The organism is Psychrobacter sp. I-STPA6b (genome assembly GCF_020662265.1).
Lineage (GTDB): Bacteria > Pseudomonadota > Gammaproteobacteria > Pseudomonadales > Moraxellaceae > Psychrobacter.
Genome location: NZ_VEWM01000063.1, coordinates 33,953 through 53,246, shown reverse-complemented (window position 1 = coordinate 53,246; position 19,294 = coordinate 33,953). Strand labels below are relative to the sequence as shown.

Annotated in this window: 19 protein-coding genes; 13 read left to right on the top strand and 6 right to left on the bottom strand. The window is 39.2% G+C overall.

Annotation, left to right across the window (positions count from 1 at the left end):
• Window positions 1-311 precede the first annotated feature (311 nt).
• The 7 genes from FHK88_RS05555 to FHK88_RS05525 all read left to right on the top strand — a co-directional run bounded on the left by FHK88_RS05555 (window position 312) and on the right by FHK88_RS05525 (window position 6,010).
• Window positions 312-674: a roadblock/LC7 domain-containing protein gene (locus FHK88_RS05555; protein ID WP_227429756.1), complete on the top strand. Its 363-nt coding sequence runs from the start codon at window positions 312-314 to the stop codon at window positions 672-674.
• Between the two features lie 196 nt (window positions 675-870).
• Window positions 871-1,371 carry a PAS domain-containing protein gene (locus FHK88_RS05550; protein WP_264480620.1) on the top strand — a complete coding sequence of 167 codons (501 nt, stop codon included), beginning with the start codon at window positions 871-873 and terminating at the stop codon, window positions 1,369-1,371.
• Between the two features lie 2 nt (window positions 1,372-1,373).
• Window positions 1,374-2,120 carry a PhnD/SsuA/transferrin family substrate-binding protein gene (locus FHK88_RS05545; RefSeq protein ID WP_227429755.1) on the top strand — a complete coding sequence of 249 codons (747 nt, stop codon included), beginning with the start codon at window positions 1,374-1,376 and terminating at the stop codon, window positions 2,118-2,120.
• A gap of 300 nt (window positions 2,121-2,420) precedes the next feature.
• Window positions 2,421-3,026, top strand: coding sequence for a hypothetical protein (locus FHK88_RS05540; protein WP_227429754.1), 606 nt, complete (start codon window positions 2,421-2,423; stop codon window positions 3,024-3,026).
• Window positions 3,027-3,248: 222 nt separating this feature from the next.
• Window positions 3,249-4,652 (top strand): hypothetical protein, encoded by a 1,404-nt coding sequence (locus FHK88_RS05535; RefSeq protein ID WP_227429753.1) that lies wholly within the window; start codon window positions 3,249-3,251, stop codon window positions 4,650-4,652.
• Window positions 4,653-4,757: 105 nt separating this feature from the next.
• The gene (locus tag FHK88_RS05530) at window positions 4,758-5,309 is read left to right on the top strand and encodes a GTP-binding protein (protein WP_227429752.1); all 552 of its coding nucleotides are present in this window, start codon (window positions 4,758-4,760) and stop codon (window positions 5,307-5,309) included.
• Window positions 5,310-5,374: 65 nt separating this feature from the next.
• Entirely contained in the window at window positions 5,375-6,010 is a 636-nt protein-coding gene (locus tag FHK88_RS05525; RefSeq protein WP_227429751.1) for a hypothetical protein, read from the top strand.
• 262 nt (window positions 6,011-6,272) lie between these two features.
• Here FHK88_RS05525 and fkpB read toward each other — a convergent pair whose 3' ends face one another.
• Window positions 6,273-6,770: an FKBP-type peptidyl-prolyl cis-trans isomerase gene (gene fkpB, locus FHK88_RS05520; protein ID WP_227429750.1), complete on the bottom strand. Its 498-nt coding sequence runs from the start codon at window positions 6,768-6,770 to the stop codon at window positions 6,273-6,275.
• An 84-nt stretch (window positions 6,771-6,854) separates the two neighbouring features.
• On the opposite strand from fkpB, the gene FHK88_RS05515 reads away from it, so the two are divergent.
• Window positions 6,855-7,487 (top strand): DUF1294 domain-containing protein, encoded by a 633-nt coding sequence (locus FHK88_RS05515; protein WP_227429749.1) that lies wholly within the window; start codon window positions 6,855-6,857, stop codon window positions 7,485-7,487.
• A gap of 56 nt (window positions 7,488-7,543) precedes the next feature.
• Here FHK88_RS05515 and cls read toward each other — a convergent pair whose 3' ends face one another.
• The 3 genes from cls to ileS form a co-directional block, all read right to left on the bottom strand.
• Complete coding sequence (cls, locus tag FHK88_RS05510; protein ID WP_264480619.1) at window positions 7,544-9,001, bottom strand: cardiolipin synthase; 1,458 nt, start codon at window positions 8,999-9,001, stop codon at window positions 7,544-7,546.
• 234 nt (window positions 9,002-9,235) lie between these two features.
• Complete coding sequence (lspA, locus tag FHK88_RS05505) at window positions 9,236-9,883, bottom strand: signal peptidase II (RefSeq protein WP_227429748.1); 648 nt, start codon at window positions 9,881-9,883, stop codon at window positions 9,236-9,238.
• Complete coding sequence (gene ileS / locus FHK88_RS05500; protein WP_227429747.1) at window positions 9,876-12,725, bottom strand: isoleucine--tRNA ligase; 2,850 nt, start codon at window positions 12,723-12,725, stop codon at window positions 9,876-9,878. Before ileS ends, lspA begins: the two co-directional genes overlap by 8 nt.
• Before the next feature lie 374 nt (window positions 12,726-13,099).
• Between ileS and ald the strand changes: the two genes are divergently transcribed.
• Complete coding sequence (gene ald, locus FHK88_RS05495; RefSeq protein WP_227429746.1) at window positions 13,100-14,212, top strand: alanine dehydrogenase; 1,113 nt, start codon at window positions 13,100-13,102, stop codon at window positions 14,210-14,212.
• Between the two features lie 132 nt (window positions 14,213-14,344).
• On the opposite strand, the gene FHK88_RS05490 is transcribed toward ald, so the two are convergent.
• Both FHK88_RS05490 and queE read right to left on the bottom strand, forming a co-directional pair.
• A complete protein-coding gene (locus tag FHK88_RS05490; RefSeq protein ID WP_227429745.1) occupies window positions 14,345-15,388 on the bottom strand; it encodes a multidrug resistance efflux transporter family protein in 1,044 nt (347 codons plus the stop codon).
• A 47-nt stretch (window positions 15,389-15,435) separates the two neighbouring features.
• Window positions 15,436-16,158 (bottom strand): 7-carboxy-7-deazaguanine synthase QueE, encoded by a 723-nt coding sequence (gene queE / locus FHK88_RS05485; RefSeq protein ID WP_227430065.1) that lies wholly within the window; start codon window positions 16,156-16,158, stop codon window positions 15,436-15,438.
• Between the two features lie 427 nt (window positions 16,159-16,585).
• Between queE and FHK88_RS05480 the strand changes: the two genes are divergently transcribed.
• From FHK88_RS05480 to FHK88_RS05465, 4 genes are all read left to right on the top strand, one after another.
• Window positions 16,586-17,005, top strand: a complete 420-nt coding sequence (locus tag FHK88_RS05480; protein WP_227429744.1) for a hypothetical protein — start codon at window positions 16,586-16,588, stop codon at window positions 17,003-17,005.
• 233 nt (window positions 17,006-17,238) lie between these two features.
• Window positions 17,239-18,081 (top strand): undecaprenyl-diphosphate phosphatase, encoded by an 843-nt coding sequence (locus FHK88_RS05475; protein WP_227429743.1) that lies wholly within the window; start codon window positions 17,239-17,241, stop codon window positions 18,079-18,081.
• Window positions 18,082-18,089: 8 nt separating this feature from the next.
• Window positions 18,090-18,989 carry a class I SAM-dependent methyltransferase gene (locus FHK88_RS05470; RefSeq protein ID WP_319800154.1) on the top strand — a complete coding sequence of 300 codons (900 nt, stop codon included), beginning with the start codon at window positions 18,090-18,092 and terminating at the stop codon, window positions 18,987-18,989.
• Window positions 18,986-19,291 carry a hypothetical protein gene (locus FHK88_RS05465; RefSeq protein WP_227429742.1) on the top strand — a complete coding sequence of 102 codons (306 nt, stop codon included), beginning with the start codon at window positions 18,986-18,988 and terminating at the stop codon, window positions 19,289-19,291. The genes FHK88_RS05470 and FHK88_RS05465 overlap by 4 nt, the downstream gene beginning before the upstream one ends.
• Window positions 19,292-19,294: the final 3 nt, after the last annotated feature.

The window sequence follows — 19,294 nt, the reverse complement described above, 5'->3', positions numbered from 1 at the left end:
ATATTGAAAAATATAAATAAATATAAGGTTTGAAACAACAATGTAGCACTAAGTAGAATACAGTTGATGGAATATACTGTTCTAAAATCTCCAAAATGATTGTTTTTATCACGTGATTCTTTGTTTATTTCATGTAAGAACTGTTATATGATGTGATTTACACTTATAAAGTCTATATATAGTGAAGACTAACTTGACTATATAACTATTTTTTATTTAATGATTTTAAAGTGTGTTTTGATTTTTATATATTAAATAGTATATAAGCCAATATAGGCTATATATTTATATTATCAATGGAGATTTAATAAATGCGTACAGATATGTTTCAACAAATTTTGGATGACTTAAATGGCTCATCTGCCGATGTCGAAGCTTCAGCATTAATTTCAAAAGATGGTTTGATGATTGCTTCAGCATTACCTTCTGGAATTGATGAAGACAGAGTTGGTGCGATGTCTGCTGCCCTATTATCTTTAGGGGATCGCGCGGGTCGTGAGCTGGCACGTGGTAGTATTGATCGTGTTATGGTACAAGGTGAAAAAGGCTATGTCATCATGACATCTGCTGGTGAAGAAGCTGTATTAACGATTATGGCAAAATCAAATGCAAAATTAGGATTAATATTCCTTGATATTAAACGTGCATCTGAAGCACTATCAAAATTAATTTAATATTTATAATATATTTATTTGACTGATAGAAACAAATATATAACAAGCGTTCTTTTAGTCAATGATTATTTTAACAATTCATAGCAATAGTATTATAGATATCATAAAATACTGTTCTTATAAAAATTAGTTTTATGAGTCTATAGATTTTATAATTAAGAATTTTCATTAAGTAGATAAAAGTTAGGAGGTTACCTTGGGTACAAAGATACCAGACATGGAAAAACCCTGCGATTCTGCAACACAATATGAGCTACACTATAATGATGGCACATCTCGTATAGTATATGATACAGGAGAGGAGCGTCCTTATCCTGATGGCAAGCTCATCGTATCACGTACAGACCTAAATGGTGTATTGACGCACGCAAATGATGCTTTTGTCGAAATCAGTGGTTATGAAAGAGATGAGCTGATAGGTATGCCGCATCACATTTTGCGTCATCCAGATATGCCATCACCTGTGTATGCTGAAATGTGGGCAACATTGAAGTCCGGCAAAAAATGGCATGGTTATGTTAAGAACTTGTGCAAAGATGGAACACACTATTGGGTATATGCGACAGCTGTACCAAATGTCCGTCGTGGTGAGACAGTTGGCTATACTTCAGTACGTCGTAAGCCATCTCGTACTAAAATCCAAGAGGCAGTTGTTCAATATGCTGACATGAAATCCACACAGCAAGAGGGTTCATAACGATGACATATAATTTTTTGATTGCTCCAGACTTTTCTCCAGAGCGTTTTGCTGGTTGGCATATGTTTAATACATTGTTACAGAAGCATTCAGACATAGCGGTGCATCTGCTAACACCAGCTTCTCATGCTGAACAGGCGGAGATGATTAAGGAAAAAGATATAGATCTTATTTATGCCAATCCATTTGATGCGGCTGCTTTGATTCGTGAGCATGGTTATCGTGCGATTGCTCGTCCAGTTGGTAAATCTGATGAGATGGTTATTGCGACTTCAGCAAATGGCGATATTCAAAAGCTAGAAGATTTAAAAGCTGGTAATACTGTAGCGATGGCAGATAATCGTGATGTTAAATTAATTGGCTTGCGTTTGTTAGAAGCTGTTGACTTAACTGAAGCAGACCTAACATTTGATATCACTGAAACCTTTCAGGCAGCTGCCAGACAAGTGATTCAGGGTAAAGCAGATGTTGCCTTTTTCTTGGCAGATATTTTTAAAGGTCTCTCAAAACTCACCCGTGCGCAAATGACGGTATTAATCGAGAGTGATTTGGCCGATATCAGCCATGTGCTATTGGTTAAAGATGGCTTTGAGCATGCAGATACTTTAGAGCGTGTGATTTTATCCTTACAAGATTCAGCAGAGTCACAGACAATGTTGGAAGAATTAGGCTTTGAACAAGGGTTTGAAGCGATGGATGAAGAATCTGCTGAGTTTATGATTGATTTAATGGAGACTTTATTAGATTAACAGTCTGTTTTTCCGATAAGCTTTATTTATTTCCAATACCCATACCAGTATAATGGGTATTGGAACGTTATAATGAGCTGATTCAGTGTAGCCAGTATTTATATGTGACTGATGATGAGTTATTTGATTGTTTTTATAGCAATATCTTAAAGATAAGAATAGTTAAATATCTTAAGTCTACTTATAAGATAGATGGTCGTTTATATACTATAAATAAAATTCAAAAAAAATTTTAGCCTGCCACTCTGTATCAATCAATGATAATGATTATTCTAGAATGATTAATTAAGTGGTCTTTTTATGTTATACAATAATACGTTAGATATCAAAAAGCAGTTTCGCTATTATTCTAGGCGAGTATTACAGCAACCTAGTGATATATCTGCACACCATCATCGAATTAATATAGCCCACTCTTTGGCTGTATCCGAGCCATTACAAGGCGCATTGGCAGATATGTTTTATGGCTGTTGGTATGAGATGCCTTTTATTGGAGACCGTGTTCTTGATAAGGCAAAAAGTCGTCTGCGTCCAAGTATTTATCAAGCATTTGAGCAGTATATACTGCGACATGATTATATCAGTCAAGTAACTCCTTTAGCGACGCGTTGGAGTGTTTTGGTTTCCCCTTCCCTAAATGTTGCCTCACATAGTCTGCTGACCAGTAGTGATGATGCTCGTCTAGTAGCCAATGATATTGTGGAACAGCTGTTATCTAGTAAAGAAGAGCAGCGTTATGATGTTATTGAGGAGATAGAGGCTGATTTCTTAGCACATTGTATTGCATGTAATGATTTAATTGCTTTTACGATAGTGTGGTTCAGATTAGGTAAGACCGGTTGGAAGTTTGATAGTCGATGGCGACAATGTCGTGAGCATTTAGAGTCGCTATCGAAAAGTGCTTAGCATTTATTTTTATAGTTTACTTAGCTATTTTTCTAGAAGTATTCTATAATTTTAGAATCAGATAATATTTTATTGCCTTCTCGTTACGCTTTTAATAAACAAATTATCTGTTTTTACGTTTATTTTGTATCAATATAAACGTAAAATATAAAATTATTAACTATAATACATAATCATGATGTATGTAGATAATGATTACAAATAAGTTCTTGTGAGTAGATAATGAAATTATTATTAGTTGGTTTTTCTGAGCAAAATGCAGAAGCAGTAAAAATGTTTTGTTCGCGGAACTTTGCGAGTTTGGATACCCATGTGATTCCACGGCAGCTTTCTGAGCAAATGACGTTGATACTACCCAATAATAGTAGTCAACAGCAAAATCAAGCTGATGCTTTTTTGGTGGATCTGGAAGGTGTGGGTATGAGTTATCACACTGCTGAAAATCAAGAAGCATTGGCTGCTTTTATCAACGCTAAGCCAACAGTGCTGATTTCTCGAAGAGATATGAGTAGTTGGCGTCAGATGGAGAAAGTGGTTCAATCTGTTCTTTTGTATTTATGTGCACCATATTCAAAAACAGAGATGATGGAGGTTGTTGGACAGCTGACCCAACTACTTTCTAAACCAGATAGGACAGATGGTGCGTTAGTTGTTCAGAGTGAAAAGACATCTCAAAAGCAATCTTTATCTTTGCCTGTATCATCTCAATCAGCCACACGTGAACAGACACGTGATAAAAAGCTAGCTGAAGTAGATGGAGATAAGAGTACAGAGGCATCTACTGTACCAGCGATGTCATCAAAAGTACAAGAAGATAACAGTATTATTCAGTCACAAGCATCTGATCTGGTAGATGGTCAAAGTAGTCATTTTGTGAAAGATAGTGTTGACCCAGGTGTTAAAGTACAGGTATTGACTAAGGTACTGAAACAATATTTTTCATCTATCTATGATACAGTTTTTGTGCGTAGTGTTTTAGAGTTATTCTCATATACGCATCCATTGATTATGAGAATAGGAAAATATGAGTTATTAATAAATCCTGCTGAGCGTAGTGTCATCATGGATAGTGATATTACGCGAGTGACAGATTGCTTTTGTATTATTGGTAATCAGAAATATGCAGGAACCAATGGTGTGCAACTATTACCTATATCTACTGAGCAATATATAGAAAAGTCTCAGAAATTGAGTCGGGCTGGTAATAAAAAATATGTAATGAATACAATCTTATGGCAGATTGCAGCTGAAGTCTTACATTATGATTTGCCGAATCAACCTCATCCATTGCGTTTAAAGGTTAAGTTTGTACCAAATTTTGCAGTGATGCGTTTTGTTCCTAGTTATGTGTATTCAGTTTTATCAGCCTGTTTGTCAAAAGCACGTACCATTGTAGAGCTACAGTCTCTTTTTCCAGAATTATCAATACAGCAGCTCAATCGTGTTATTTTACTTTCTATGCTATCAGGCGTAGCAGAAGAAACCATTTTATTGCCTGCTAATACAACACCTGATGCAGATAAATCCACACTGTCATCAGCGGATAAAATGAATAGAAATAGTGGTGTGCGTCAAGCTAACAGTACAGGATTCTTTAGAAGACTGTTACAAAAGCTTTCTATATAGTTTTTGTGACTACAAGTCATAAAAGGCTTGTAGTGATTGGGGACGGTTGGCATCATAAGCATCTTTACATAACAATGAATAACAAAGGGTTTCTAGGATAAAATTATGTCTTCGTTATTAGATAATATACCAAATAATACCTATAAAATTATTATTGCAGGTCCTGTTGGGGCAGGAAAAACAGAAGCAATTCGAGTGTTATCTGATAAAGATGTGGTATCGACGGAAGAAGCCGCTTCTGATGAAGTACAACAAATTAAAAAAACAACCACAGTTGCCATGGACTATGGCATTATGAAGTTAGATTCAGGTGAGCAGGTTCGTCTTTATGGTACACCTGGACAAAAGAGATTTGATTTCATGTGGGAGATATTAAGTGAGAATGCGCTAGGATTAATACTGTTGATTAATGCAACAACAGATGATCCAGTTCAAGATTTAAAGGATTATCTACAAAGCTTTATTCCTCTGGTGCAGGGTAGTGCATTGGTTGTTGGTGTGACTCATGCAGAAAATGTAGCTTGGGATTTACATCAGCGCTTATCTGACTACTTGATTTCTATTGATATTCCTGCAAATGTAATGACAGTGGATGCACGTGAAAAAGATCAGATGCGCCAGTTAGTCCGTGCTTTGGTATATGCAATCGCTGAATAAAAATATCCCGTGTTACACTTATGGTAGTAAGAAGTTCTATTAATTAATAAATAAATGATAAAACTATGGTAATGACCCTAAGCTCTTCTGAAAAGTCCTCTGAGTATTTGATGCTTACTCCAGCTGGTGTGTTTGAGGCATTTGGCGCACACATTCCTAGTAAAGCCCAAAAATCTTTGCAAAAGTTATTTTCAAAAACGACAACCATGGCAGTAGAAGACTGGGTTGCACAGTACAGTGATGACTGGCTCGAAGACTTTTCTGAAAAGGGCTGGCTTGAGATATTGGCATCGCCACTACCTGCACCGAGTATGCCATTAGATAAGTTCTTACCTTATGTGGTTGCTAGTTTATCTGGTCACCGTAAGGCTGCTATCGCATCTAATGAAGGCTTTTGTTTGGCACACATTGGGTATACACAAGAGCAAGCAGACACATTAAGTGTTGCTGCCGCGGACTTTGGGGACTTTTTGACCCGTCAACAGCAACGTGGTTGGGGTGTCAGTGGTGAAGCGGTATCCTTCTTTAAGCAGATTGATTTGCTTTTGCCCAGCACCAGCTTTATCTTTTTATGGATTGATGGAAGTGGTTATTTCTTAATTTTGGAAGGTGAACCATTGACCAATAATCGTGCTTTTGTAGAACTTATTTGGGGAATTAAGACTTCTGGGCTGCGTTTTAATCATAGTCGTAAGCCTTAGTTTTATTCTTATTATGTTATAGTCATTTTATATTGATGTGATGGCTAGATATAAGGTAATAAGTAACTCATAAAAAAGGCAACTGTTTTTTATCCTAATAAGAAACAGTTGCTTTTTTGGTGTCTATTTTTATAACTATTTATCCTTTATATAATTAGGGTCTGTTGAGCTTTTACCCCATTAGGCTAATATCCGCAAGGGATTTAAATTTATCTCAATTTTTTCTATGAAGATGAATATTCAACAGAGCCTAGGATAATGTCTATGACATAATCTGCACACCTGTGACTCCTGGTGGTGTCACTTTGAATATTTGTACTTTAAATAAGACCGACTGTCCAGCTAGGGGGTGATTAAAGTCAACCTCTACACTGTCTTCTGTGATTTTACTGACGACTCCGGGTAGGGTGTTTTTGCCTTTATCTTCGAACTCTATCATCATGCCAACTTCTGGTGTACCTGTTGTGGCAAATTGTGCTGTGCTAAAGCTTTGTACGTTATCAGGGTTCCATTGACCAAAAGCTTGTTCAGGCTCTAAGTGGGCAGTTCGTGTATCACCAGCACGTAGATTGATAAGCACTTTTTCAAAGCCTTCTAGTAGGCTCTCGTCGCCTATGGTAAGTGAGACTGGCTCATCACGGTTAAAGGTGGAGTCAATCACTGTGCCGTTTTCTAATGATACTTCGAAGTGAAGCTTGACTTGGCTACCGTGGGTGATACGGGTATCTTCATGTGGATTAATAAATTGTGGTTGATTCATAGGATATTTAACAGTTTATGTGGTTGTGGACGGTAATTACTACTGCTAAGTTTAGCATAAAATGATAGAAGCTAGGGTTGGACAATGAAACAACAAGGTGTAATTAGAAAGTGGCATGATGATAAGGGTTTTGGTTTTATTGAAAGCCAAACCAATGAGTCGATATTTTTTCATATCAGTGACTACAAGCCTCGTCAGCGTCCTATAGTTGGTGAGCAGGTGGTATTTGAGTTACAACAAGATAGCCAAGGTCGTTGGCAAGCGAAGCAGATACAAGAACTGGCGTTTGTGCAGCAACAGGCTGCCAGAAAAAATAAGCGTCAGCGTCATCAGGATAAATTTCGCTCAGGACAGAAAAATCGCCTGTTTATTGCCATTGGGTTTTATGGGCTGTTGTTATTATTGGCTGTACTGGGCAAGCTGACGTGGTATGTTGTTGGCTGGTATGGGGTTATCGGAGTGGTGACATTTTTGATGTATGCTAAAGATAAGTCAGCCGCACAAAATGGGCAGTGGTGGACGCCTGAGTCAACATTACATCTACTTAGTGTATTGGGAGGCTGGGCTGGGGCGATGGTAGCGCAAACATACCTTCGTCATAAATCTCAAAAATCAGAGTTTCAAGTTGTTTATTACCTGACAGTAATTATTAATTTGGGGATATTGTTATATATATTGTCGATAGGAGATATGGACAGCTTTAAAGGACTTTTATAATTTATTTAAATCTAAGATTTGAAGTGCTTAATAGTTTAAGTATCTTAAAACAAAAATTATAAAATAGGTCCAATGGTTGCGACAACATTATAGCTAATCTGACGGAAGAATCCCCACTGTAACACCATATCTAATGTCACTTTATCTGAATCAGCGATGTAGTCAGATTGACGCTTAATGACTGCTTGTGTGGATTCTTTATCACTCAAGATAATATTATTTTCATAGTTTAGATTAAAACTACGTAGGTCCATATTGGTTGAGCCAATAAAGGTAATAGTATTATCAATGGTTAGCGTTTTGGCATGTAGTAACCCGCCACGATATTCAAAGATATGTACTCCAGCCTCAAGTAATTGGCGATAGTAGCTGCGACTGGTTAGGGCAACAACAAATGAGTCATTACGTTTTGGGAATATGATGGTCACATCAACACCACGATAGGCAGCAGCACATATGGCATTAATCAAGGTATAGTCTGGAACAAAGTAAGGGGTGGATATGGTAAGCTGTTCACGCGCTTGTGCAATGAGCGTGCAGAAAAGCTGAGGTGTTGCATCCCGACGAATGCTAGGACCATCACCAAAGACTTGGGCGGGAAAACCCTGTTCTAATGGCTCAGTATGATATACAAAAGCATCAGATGGGGTATCAGGGCGCTGTACCAGCCAGTCACTAGCAAATAACATCTGGTTTTGAGCGACCACAGGACCTTCAAAACGCATCATAATATCAACCCATGGTGCGTATTTGGCTTTGACTCGAAACTCTGGGTCGGCACAGTTTTGGCTACCACAGTAAGTAATTTTTCCATCAATAATTGTAATTTTACGGTGATTGCGTAGGTCAATACGACTGAATAATAAAGTCTTAAAAATATGCGTCAGTGGTAGGGCTGTTTCGAGTTGAACACCAGCTTCTTGCATTTGCTGCCATAATGACGACTTGATAAATTTACGCGAGCCAAGTGCATCAACCATGGCTCGACAAGTGACACCACGCTTAGCAGCACGAATTAAGGCATGTGCTGTGTTTGTGCCAGTACTGTCATTGAGCCAAATATAGTATAAAACGTGGATGTGATCTGTGGCAGCATCAAAATCTTCAATCATGCGTTGACGTGCAGTTTGAGCATCTGGCATCAAGGTTGCATGATTACCTATTGTTGTTTTAAAGCCTTCTGCTGAGGTGGCAAAGGCAAAAGCTGGGACATATTTTTGGTCGATATCTTCGATAAAATGACTGTGTGTACCTAATACTTCAGGATGTCTTTTTTGTAGTGTATCAATGATTTGTTGGCGGACATGAAAAGAGTTTTTACTTAGATTGACTTCCCCAAATAGCCAGTAAATAACTACACCCAGATAAGGTATGACTAATATCAAGATAAACCAAGCTAAGCGAGCGGCTGGTGTTAGGTTGTGCCGCCATAGGATACGCAGGGTCAGAACAGTGACCAGTAGTGCATGAAAGCCTAGGATGATGTCAAATATGAAGCTATAGTCAATACTCAAGGTTTACCTCGATGCTTTATTATAGAGGGCAGTCATTGTGCCAATAGTTTTACTTATGTTTTACAACAAATATATGTTTTACTATAAATTTTGTGTCATATATTTTTGCAGTGATGACTTCTTTAACTACATTCTAATGTTTTATTTTAAAAATCTCATTAGATTTTCTTTTTAATTTTGTTAATTATCGGGTGAAAATTAAGCAAAGGTAAGGTACATGTATGTCTGAGCGATTTATATACTCCGTTTATTTTCCAAAAATAGCATATCAATGATGACAAAAAATACACCAACACAGATGGCAATATCAGCAATATTGAAGATGGGGTAGTGCCATACATCAGCATAGTGAACATGAATAAAATCAACCACATGTCCTAGACGTACTCGGTCGATTAAGTTACCTACAGCTCCACCTAAGATCAGTGCCAGCCCAAGGTTAAGTAGCTTGGCAGTGCGAGGCGCGCGTACCAGATAAACCATCAAAAATATAGACATGACCAGTGCCAAGCCTGCAAAAAACCACTTTTGCCAACCACTTTGGTTAGCAAGCCAGCTAAAAGCTGCTCCATAATTATATGCCAGTGTCCAGCTTAGTACAGGCTCAATGACAGGTACAGGCTGATGGAAGCTGAGGGTATGCTCAGCCAGCCATTTTGTCCATTGGTCAAGAATAATGACAAATACTGATAAGCCATACCAGATGAGTGCTTGACTGCCATTGGCTTTAGGCGCTCGGATGAGCGCCGTATTTGCCGAAATATCCTGAGCAGAAACATACTTTGGCTGGGTATCATGTTGTACTTCTAAATGATTACCTGCCGTTGAATGTGGAGGCTTGGATATATCCTTATGGGTGGGGCTGGTATTATTGTTAGGCATAATACCTTACCTCACCGTTACCAGTGACATTGCTTACACAGCGTTGGCAGATTTCAGGATGTTGTGCATTTGAACCAACATCATTACGAACATGCCAGCAACGGATACATTTTGTACCTTGAGCGCTATCAACACTCACACGTAGGTTTTCAATATCTGTTTCTTCACCTTGTGGGTTGTTAGGCTCTAGGTCATCTAAATGATGTAATGTTGCATCACTGGTGATAAGAACAAAGCGAAGTTCATCTTTGAGCTTGGCTAAGCTGTCATAAACATCACCAGAAGCATAAATGTTCACTTGTGCTGATAGGTTAGCATTGATGCGCTTATCTTCACGTGCATTTTCAATATGTTTGTTAATGGCATCTTTTGCAGTCAAGATGGTTGACCAGTCTTGCTCAGTGACTTTATCCATGCTGAAGTTAGGTAAGTCATACCATTCTTGTGTAAAGATGTATGCTTTATCATCACGTGCATTGTCTTTTAGTAGTGCCTCCCATGCTTCCTGTGCTGTAAAGGTAAGAATAGGTGCAATCCAGCGAATCAATGCATGAGCAATATGATACATGGCTGTCTGTGCTGAGCGACGAGGCGCACCATCTGCCATGGTTGTATATTGACGGTCTTTGATGATGTCCAGATAAAATCCACCCAAGTCTTGTGAGCAGAAGCTCATGACTTGTTGGGTGACTTGGTGGAAGTCCATGGCATCATAGGCAGTGATGATTGCTTTTTGCACTGTGTTGGCTCGTGCCATGATAAATTTATCAAGGCTGACCAATTCATCCATGGCAACACTATGAGCTTCTGGATTGAAGTCGTCTGTATTTGCTAATAGGAAACGTACAGTATTACGGATACGACGATACATATCAGTCGCCCCTTTAAATACCTTTTGTCCTGCACTCATCTCATAGCGGTAGTCACTTGAGGCAATCCACAGGCGAAGCATATCCGCCCCTGTTTTATTAATCTCATCTTGTGGGGTGATGATATTGCCCAATGACTTACTCATTTTGCGACCATTTTCATCAACCACAAAGCCATGCGTTAATACTTGTTTAAATGGTGGACGACCATACATGGCTTCAGATGTTAGTAACGATGTCTGGAACCAGCCACGGTGCTGGTCTGAGCCTTCTAAATACATATCGGCAGGGTTATGTAAGCCATCGGTATGTTCAAGTACAGCAAAGTGTGTTGTCCCTGAGTCAAACCAGACATCCAGTGTATCTGATGCTTTGACATAATCTTTGGCATCATCACCAATAAGTTGCTCAGCGTCAGCATCAAACCATGCTTCTACACCGCCTTTCTCAATTAGTAATGCCACTTCTTCCATCAGCTCAAGGGTACGTGGATGCAGTTCATCAGTATCTTTATGCGTGAAAAATGGAATTGGCACACCCCAAGTACGCTGGCGAGAGATACACCAGTCAGGACGCCCCTCAACCATTGCTTCGATACGATTTTGCCCCCATGCAGGTGTCCATGTCACATTTGGAATATCACGCAGTGCTTGTGATTTTAAACCTTGAGCTTCCATGCTGATAAACCACTGTGGGGTTGCACGGAAGATAATGGGAGTTTTATGACGCCAGCAGTGTGGGTAGCTATGCTCAATTTTATAATGCTTAAACAAATGTCCTGAATCATTTAAGGCAGAGATAATCTGAGGCTGAGCTTTGTAAATATGTTCATTCACAAAGACTTCAGCAGTCTCTAGATAGACACCGTTACCTGCTACAGGATTAGTCACTGGAAGGTCATATTGCAAACTGACCACATAGTCTTCTGCACCATGTGCGGGGGCTGTATGTACCAAACCAGTACCACTGTCAGTTGTGACATGCTCACCTAAAATAAAAGGAACTTGACGGCTATCAATCAGTGGATGTTGTGACTTGATTAACTCAAGCTCAGTACCTTGTAGGGTTTTAATAACCCCTAAGTTTTCTAGCCCTAAAGCTTCTAATGCAGAGTCTACTAAGGCACTGGCAAGTACCAAGTTGCCTTTTTCAGTTTTAACAATGCTATATTCATGCTCAGGATGTACAGAGATGGCTTGGTTTGCAGGTAATGTCCAAGGTGTTGTTGTCCAAATAACAGCAAAGGTTTTATCATCAGTTGCTGTATCTACAGAATCAAGAAGCTTATCAGTATCGACAACTTCAAAACCAACATAAATGGCATCAGAGGTTTTGTCATCATACTCAACTTCTGCTTCTGCCAATGCTGAGCCACAGTCTAGACACCAGTTAACAGGCTTCATACCACGAGTTACATGCCCATTAGCATAGATTTTTGCCAAGGCACGAACAATATTTGCTTCTTGTGCAAAGTTCATGGTGAGATATGGATTGTCCCAATCACCAAACACACCTAAGCGTTTAAAGTCTTTCATCTGTAGCTGAATTTGGCTTTGAGCATATTCACGGCACAGACCACGAAATTCAGTGGCAGAGACTTTTTGTCCAACTTTGCCAACTTTGGCTTCTACTTTTTGCTCAATAGGCAGACCATGACAGTCCCAACCGGGAACATAAGGTGCATCAAAGCCAGACAGTGTTTTTGACTTTGTAATAATATCTTTTAATACCTTATTCACTGCATGACCAAGGTGAATTTGACCATTTGCATATGGAGGGCCATCATGCAGAATATATTTTTCACGTCCTACCCGTGCTTGACGAATTTTGCCATAGACATCATCTTCTTCCCATGCTTTTAGCCAGTCTGGTTCACGTTTGGCAAGGTTGGCACGCATTGGAAAGCTGGTATCAGCCAGATTTAAAGTATCTTTATAGTCAGTCATCGGTGTTTTGTTGGATTGCTCAGTCATGGTATCTGTCTTATCAGTCAAGTTGGATAGAGTAGGTAAAAGGATGCTGTTATTTATGGTGTCACATTTAACGATATAACATAAAGCCTTAATATAACACTAAGTCAGTATAACAACACACACCTTGGACACAATCGCCCATTAAAATATCTATTAAAAGTTGTCTATTATAAGGCAAATAGACACAGAAAGGAAAACTTGAAAAAAAGAGTCTCATTATTGATTGGTTTTTTATTATTGATGGCTGATTTTTCTGTAAAAACTCAATTATCCTTAGCAATATCATCACTGATACAATCGTTTGGTAACTATCAATAACTAATAGTTATAAGATAAACAACCAAACAATCTATACGGACTATACGGAGATAAAAATGCTGATTGGTATCCCTAAAGAAGTTAAAAATAATGAAAACAGGGTGGGTTTAACACCGAGTGGTGTACAGGCGCTGGTACAACGTGGGCATGAAGTAAGAGTTGAAACTCAAGCAGGTGCAGGCTCACACTTTAGCGATGCAGATTATGAAGCCATTGGGGCAACCATTGTATCTAGTGCGAAGCAAGCATGGGATGTTGATATGGTCATTAAGGTTAAAGAGCCATTAGCCGAAGAATATGACTATTTTACTGAAGGATTGACACTGTTTACTTACTTGCATTTGGCGGCAGAAAAAGGACTGACAAAAGCATTGGTTGAGAAAAAGGTCACTGGTATTGCTTATGAGACAGTACAAACGGCTGATGGTTTACCATTATTAACGCCAATGAGTGAAGTGGCGGGACGGATGAGTACTCAGATTGGCGCACAGTTTTTGCAGAAGTTTTATGGTGGTAAAGGTATTTTACTTGGTGGTGTGCCGGGTGTGCAAAAAGGTAAGGTAACCATCGTTGGTGGTGGTGTCGCTGGTACAGAAGCGGCAAAAATGGCAGTTGGTCTAGGTGCAGATGTGACCATCTTAGATTTAAGTCCAAAACGTCTGAAGCAACTGTCTGAGCTATTTGGTAATAGTGTACAAACATTGATGTCAACACCACTGAATATTGCAAACTGTGTCAAAAATAGTGATTTGGTGATTGGGGCTGTATTGATTCCGGGAGCTTCAGCACCGAAGTTAGTGACAGAAGAGATGATTGCTTCCATGAGTGAAGGCAGTGTGGTTGTTGATATTGCTATTGACCAAGGTGGTTGTTTTGAGACCACTGACCGTATTACCACGCATGATGCTCCAACTTATAGCAAACATGGTGTGATTCATTATGCAGTGGCTAATATGCCAGGTGCTGTTCCACGTACCTCAACAATGGCACTGTCTAATGCAACACTCAGATATGCATTGGCTTTGGCAGATAAAGGCTATAAGCAAGCTTGCCTAGAAGATGAGTCATTATTAAAAGGTATCAATACTTTAGATGGTAAAGTGACTTATCAAGCCGTTGCAGATGCGCTGGGTTATGAGTATGTCGATGCAAGAACATTAATTGGTTAATGGTTTTGTAAAATAAAGTTTTTTAGGTGCTTTAAAATAGGTGCTTTAAAATAGGGTCTTAAAATAAAAAGGTGGATGAGATAAGTTTCTCTTCCACCTTTTTTATTGCTGTTATTTTAATTTTTTCTGATATCAGGACTGCTTGACCGCAAATAAAACCAGTCCCAATACAATCAGAGCAATACCCACCCACCCCAGTAAAGATGGTAATGGTGTGCCTAATAGCAGAACTCCACCAATAAGTGCAAATATCACTTCACTGGCTTGAGTGGCATCGACCCCTGCGACTTCCTGCGAGTTGTTTGCCTGTCCACGTGCATATAAAAATAAGCTAGTCGCAATGACACCTGAACATAATGCCACTAAAAAAGTATTAAATGCCTGCCCCATGCTAGGAAGTGCTGGCTGTATTACCAGAGCTAAAAGTAGCCAAAATGGTAAGCTACCAAGGGTCATTAACCAGACTTTATTAAAGGCGTTACTTACGCCATTATTTAATAGCTCAGTATCAATGGTTGGGATATGGCGTTGCCAAGAGGATGTTTGAGATGTTGCTGTGGGTTGGGTTTCTTGTTGGGTATGTCGCCCTTTGGCATTATGTGATGCTTGCCAGACTAACTGGTTACCAACTGGATAGCTAAAAGCTGCTACTAATGCTGGCAATGCCCCATATAGCAACACATTTTGTAAGTTTTGCCAGCTATTTAGGGCATGGCTCATATCAGGCTGACTGTGCAAGGCTTCGCTGATATTGGCACAAACAACCCCACAAAATATCATCAGTGCATAGACGATGATATCTTTCCCAAAACGTTGTCCAAATGCATATAGGACAAAAAGGCTGGCAACGACAGTAAACATAAAAGTTGAGGCAACCACCCAACCGCTGGCATGGTCGGCTGCATAGCAAATCCCTGCATAAAATAGCCCAAAGCCAATACCCCCTGTCACACACCAAAACTGCCAATAACGCCAAAATATAGACCATAACTCATGTATGCGTCGTAGACCATGTTGTGAAGCAATGATGGCAGACAGTAGTATCAGCATAAATATATAGCGTAGGCTTGCTGACCAAAACCAATGTCCACCAGAGACACTCATCAGTTCATTGAGAACAAAGGTTGAGCTAAAAAAAGCACCAGCCACCAACCCGAGCAAAATCAGTTTTATCATGAGGCATTATTCCTTTATTAGCCTTTTATGAACCCTATTTCTTTTGTCTATTTACCTTTGGCATCTGCCCAAATAATTTTATGTAACTGTAACTGAAAACGTACAGGCAACGCATCCTCTAATATCCATTCAGCAAGTTGACGAGCTAAGATAGGCACATCTCCTGTCTCTGTACTGACTTGGTCAATATTAAACATGGGTGAAAACCATACTGTCGCTACTTTTTGATGCAGTTGATACTCATATAGTTTTGCTTTTGCCCACTCGTAATCTTCTCGATTCATAATAACCAACTTTAGCTGGTCGTGTTGGGTCAAATAGTTTAGGTTTGACCATAAGTTTTTTTCTGCCTCACCACTGCTAGGGGTTTTGATATCCATCACCTTGCTGACAGGTGTTGGTACACGCTGTACAGATAAAGCACCTGCTGTTTCTAAAGAGATTTCATATCCTGCATCTAATAAGCGTTGCATTAAGACAATCGCATTGGGTTGGGCGAGCGGTTCGCCACCAGTGACACACACTCGCATACACGGATACTGGGCAATTTGTGTCATAATGTCTTCAATTGAATGACGCTTCCCTCCAGAAAAAGAATAAGTCGTATCACAATAAACACAGCGCAATGGACAGCCTGTTAAACGAACAAAAATCGTTGGCAAGCCTGAAGTAAGCGCTTCGCCTTGTAGTGAATAGAAAATCTCAGTGAGGCGTAGACCTGCTTGTGGGTCGGAGACAGGAATGGCTTGATGGCGTAAAAGTGGCGAGATAGCAGTCACTATAGAGATTCCTATAAAACAGTCAGTTAAGGTCAATAGACCTAAAGTGTGGCATATTATAAAGAGATAAATAAGAATATGCTCAGGATTTACTTACATATAGATGCATTATATTTTTATTCTAAAAAAGCCATTAGTTGTATATTTTATACCATATAAATATGTATGGTATATAAAAAAGGAAGTGGGATAGTAGTTTATTGATTTTTTAGCATTTTGTCATAAAAAACAACTGAATTATCTGTTAAAACAACAGAAAGAATTAATGTATTTAAAAACAACACAACGCTACAAATGAATATCAAGACACTCATTATAAATATTATATGATAGCACCTGTACTTATATTGGAAAATAAATGCCAATATCAACCATAAGTAAATAGTAAACTTTCAATGTATTATTTTAGGAGCTTTCTATGAAAAAGTTGTCCGCTTCGGTACTGGTTGCAGTTGCTACTTTAGTTGCAAGTCCTGTTGTTTTAGCTAATGCACCATCAAGTGCTTCAAAAACGGTCAATGTGCAGTTCCAGCGTGGTGCATCTAGTGCAAACTATACAGGGTCTGTCACTGGATATAACTATAATGAATATACGTTCCGTGCTAGAAAAGGTCAAAAATTGAAAGTAGACCTAGCAGGTGGCAATGTTACTCCATATTTGCGTCATCGTCGACTAAGCAACACAGTGAATATCGGTGAAAACTCTCCAGCGCTAGATGCAACGGGTGCGTATGTATTGCCTTATAATGGTGTTTATACCATTCGTATCACTCAGCCACGTGCGTCAGCTCGTGATGGCAGAACTCAGCAATACTCATTAAAGATTGCTATTCGTTAATGGCTCGTTGCCAAAATTGACCAATGAATTTACTGTATTGGTCTAAATAAAAAACACCATCTTAAAGATGGTGTTTTTTTATTGCTGGATAAAGTAAGAAGTTGTTTTATACCTACTATTTCATACCTACTAGATGATATTTTAGCTGTAGGAGTTTGTATTTGTGCAGTGATGGTATAAGCTATACATTAATTATTTTTAGTGATGAAAAATTATTATAGAGGTCAACGTCAGTGGATATTTTATTATTTATCAAAGCCATTATTATGGGCATTGTTGAGGGTATTACTGAGTTTCTGCCCATATCTAGCACAGGATATTTGATTTTATCTGCTGATGTCATGGATTTTTGGACAAAAGAAAAAGCAGATTTGTTTATTGTCGTTATCCAGCTTGGCGCTATTTTGGCGGTGATTTATAACTATTGGGGCAGGCTTTGGCATGCGTTTATGGGCTTGCTTACTGGAAAGGCAGAAGGTTTGGCAAATCCTCGTCAGTTGGGGCTAAGTTTGATTGTAGCAACTATTCCAGTGATGATACTGGGTTTTACCTTTGCTGATGAAATCAAAGCCTATTTGTTTAACCCATATACCGTTTCAGTGATGTTAATTATCGGTGGTTTATTGATTTTCTATGTAGAAAAACGCCCTAAAGCCATCATTGCAAAAGAGGCAGAAGACATTAACCTAAAAACGGCATTGATGATTGGTTTGTTTCAGTGTTTGGCATTAATTCCCGGAACATCTCGCTCGGGCTCAACCATTATTGGTGCGTTGTGGCTAGGTGTATCGCGTAAAGCGGCAGCAGAATTTTCCTTCTTTTTAGGGATTCCTGTATTAATTGGTGCAGGATTGCTTGACTTGCTCAAGCACAAAGATGCACTGACTAGCTCACAAGATTGGATGATATTGGGTGTGGGTACGTTGGTATCTTTTGTGGTGGCATTGTGGTGTATTCGTTGGCTAGTAGATTGGGTGTCTCGCCGAGACTTTACTATTTTTGCATGGTTGCGTATTGCTACGGGTGTTTTGGTGTTGGTAGCAGCATTGGTATTTGGCTATGATATTGAAGGGTAATGTATTGCATGATGAGCAAACAACCTAACATAAATACACAAGTAAATTGCTATCCACTAATTTATGCAAGTGGACACAATGGCGAGCAAGAAAAATTGCCAACAGTGGTTAACGAGCAACTGGCGGTTGTTTCTGATTTGATAGCCACACATCATTTGCCTATTAAACTTGATTATCAGCCAAGCAATATAAAACTGAGCCAAAAAAACCGCCAAAAACTTAGTGAGCAATATCAACAGCCATTATTGATTATTGATGAAAAAGGGCAGTTGTCACTACTTATTGAGGGTATGAGTGTCGCACCAAATTGGGCAAGTTTACAGCGACGTATTGTCAGTGCAGGACGTAAGTCAGAGCTGTTATTACAGGCAAGTAAGCTAACCTCAGAGTCTACGGTGATTGATGCTACCGCAGGCTTTGGACATGATAGCTTGATATTGGCAAGTGGTGGTGCAAGTGTCAGCATGCTAGAGCAACAGCCAGTATTGGCGCTATTATTGTTGGCTGAACAGCAGAAAATGGCAAAAGAAAAGAACTGGCAAAAACTGATGGCTCGGCTAAATATTGTTTGTATAGAGGCAAGCGATTATTTAGCATTAAAAAGCACACAAAAAGTCGATGTGGTTTATCTTGACCCAATGTTTCCTGATGACAGTTATGAAAATAGCCAAACGGGTAAAGGGGCAAAAGTTGGCAAACACATGCAGGCATTGCATGGTTTGGTTGCTCCGCCTAATCTGCAAGTACAACGGCAGTTATTAGATAACGCTTTATCTGTATTAAAACAGGGTGGGCGAGTGGTGGTCAAACGCCCTGTAAATGCCCCAAATTTTGCTGAACAGATGGCAGATGAAAGCTGGCAAAATGCAGTGATACGCTTTGATGGGTATTTTGCTAGGGGGATATGATGAAGATTAATCTAAGCCTTATTGCTGTGTATTTATGGCTAATTATGGTGGTGATAATGGTGGTTGTTTTATTTATAAAAAACATTGCCTATCGTCAACAAGTAACACAGCTCAAGAAGCGTTTGCAGGAGCTGGGTAGTCGTGAGCAGTATTTAGCTTATTTACGACAGCACTTACGTGATAAAGAGAAAGTATCTGCTATCAAAGCCTTACGCCAGAAATTTCCCGAGCTATCCTTGATTGAGGCAACACAGCTTTGGCAACAGGTCAATGAGGAACAAAACGCAGCAAATGATAAGTGAGCA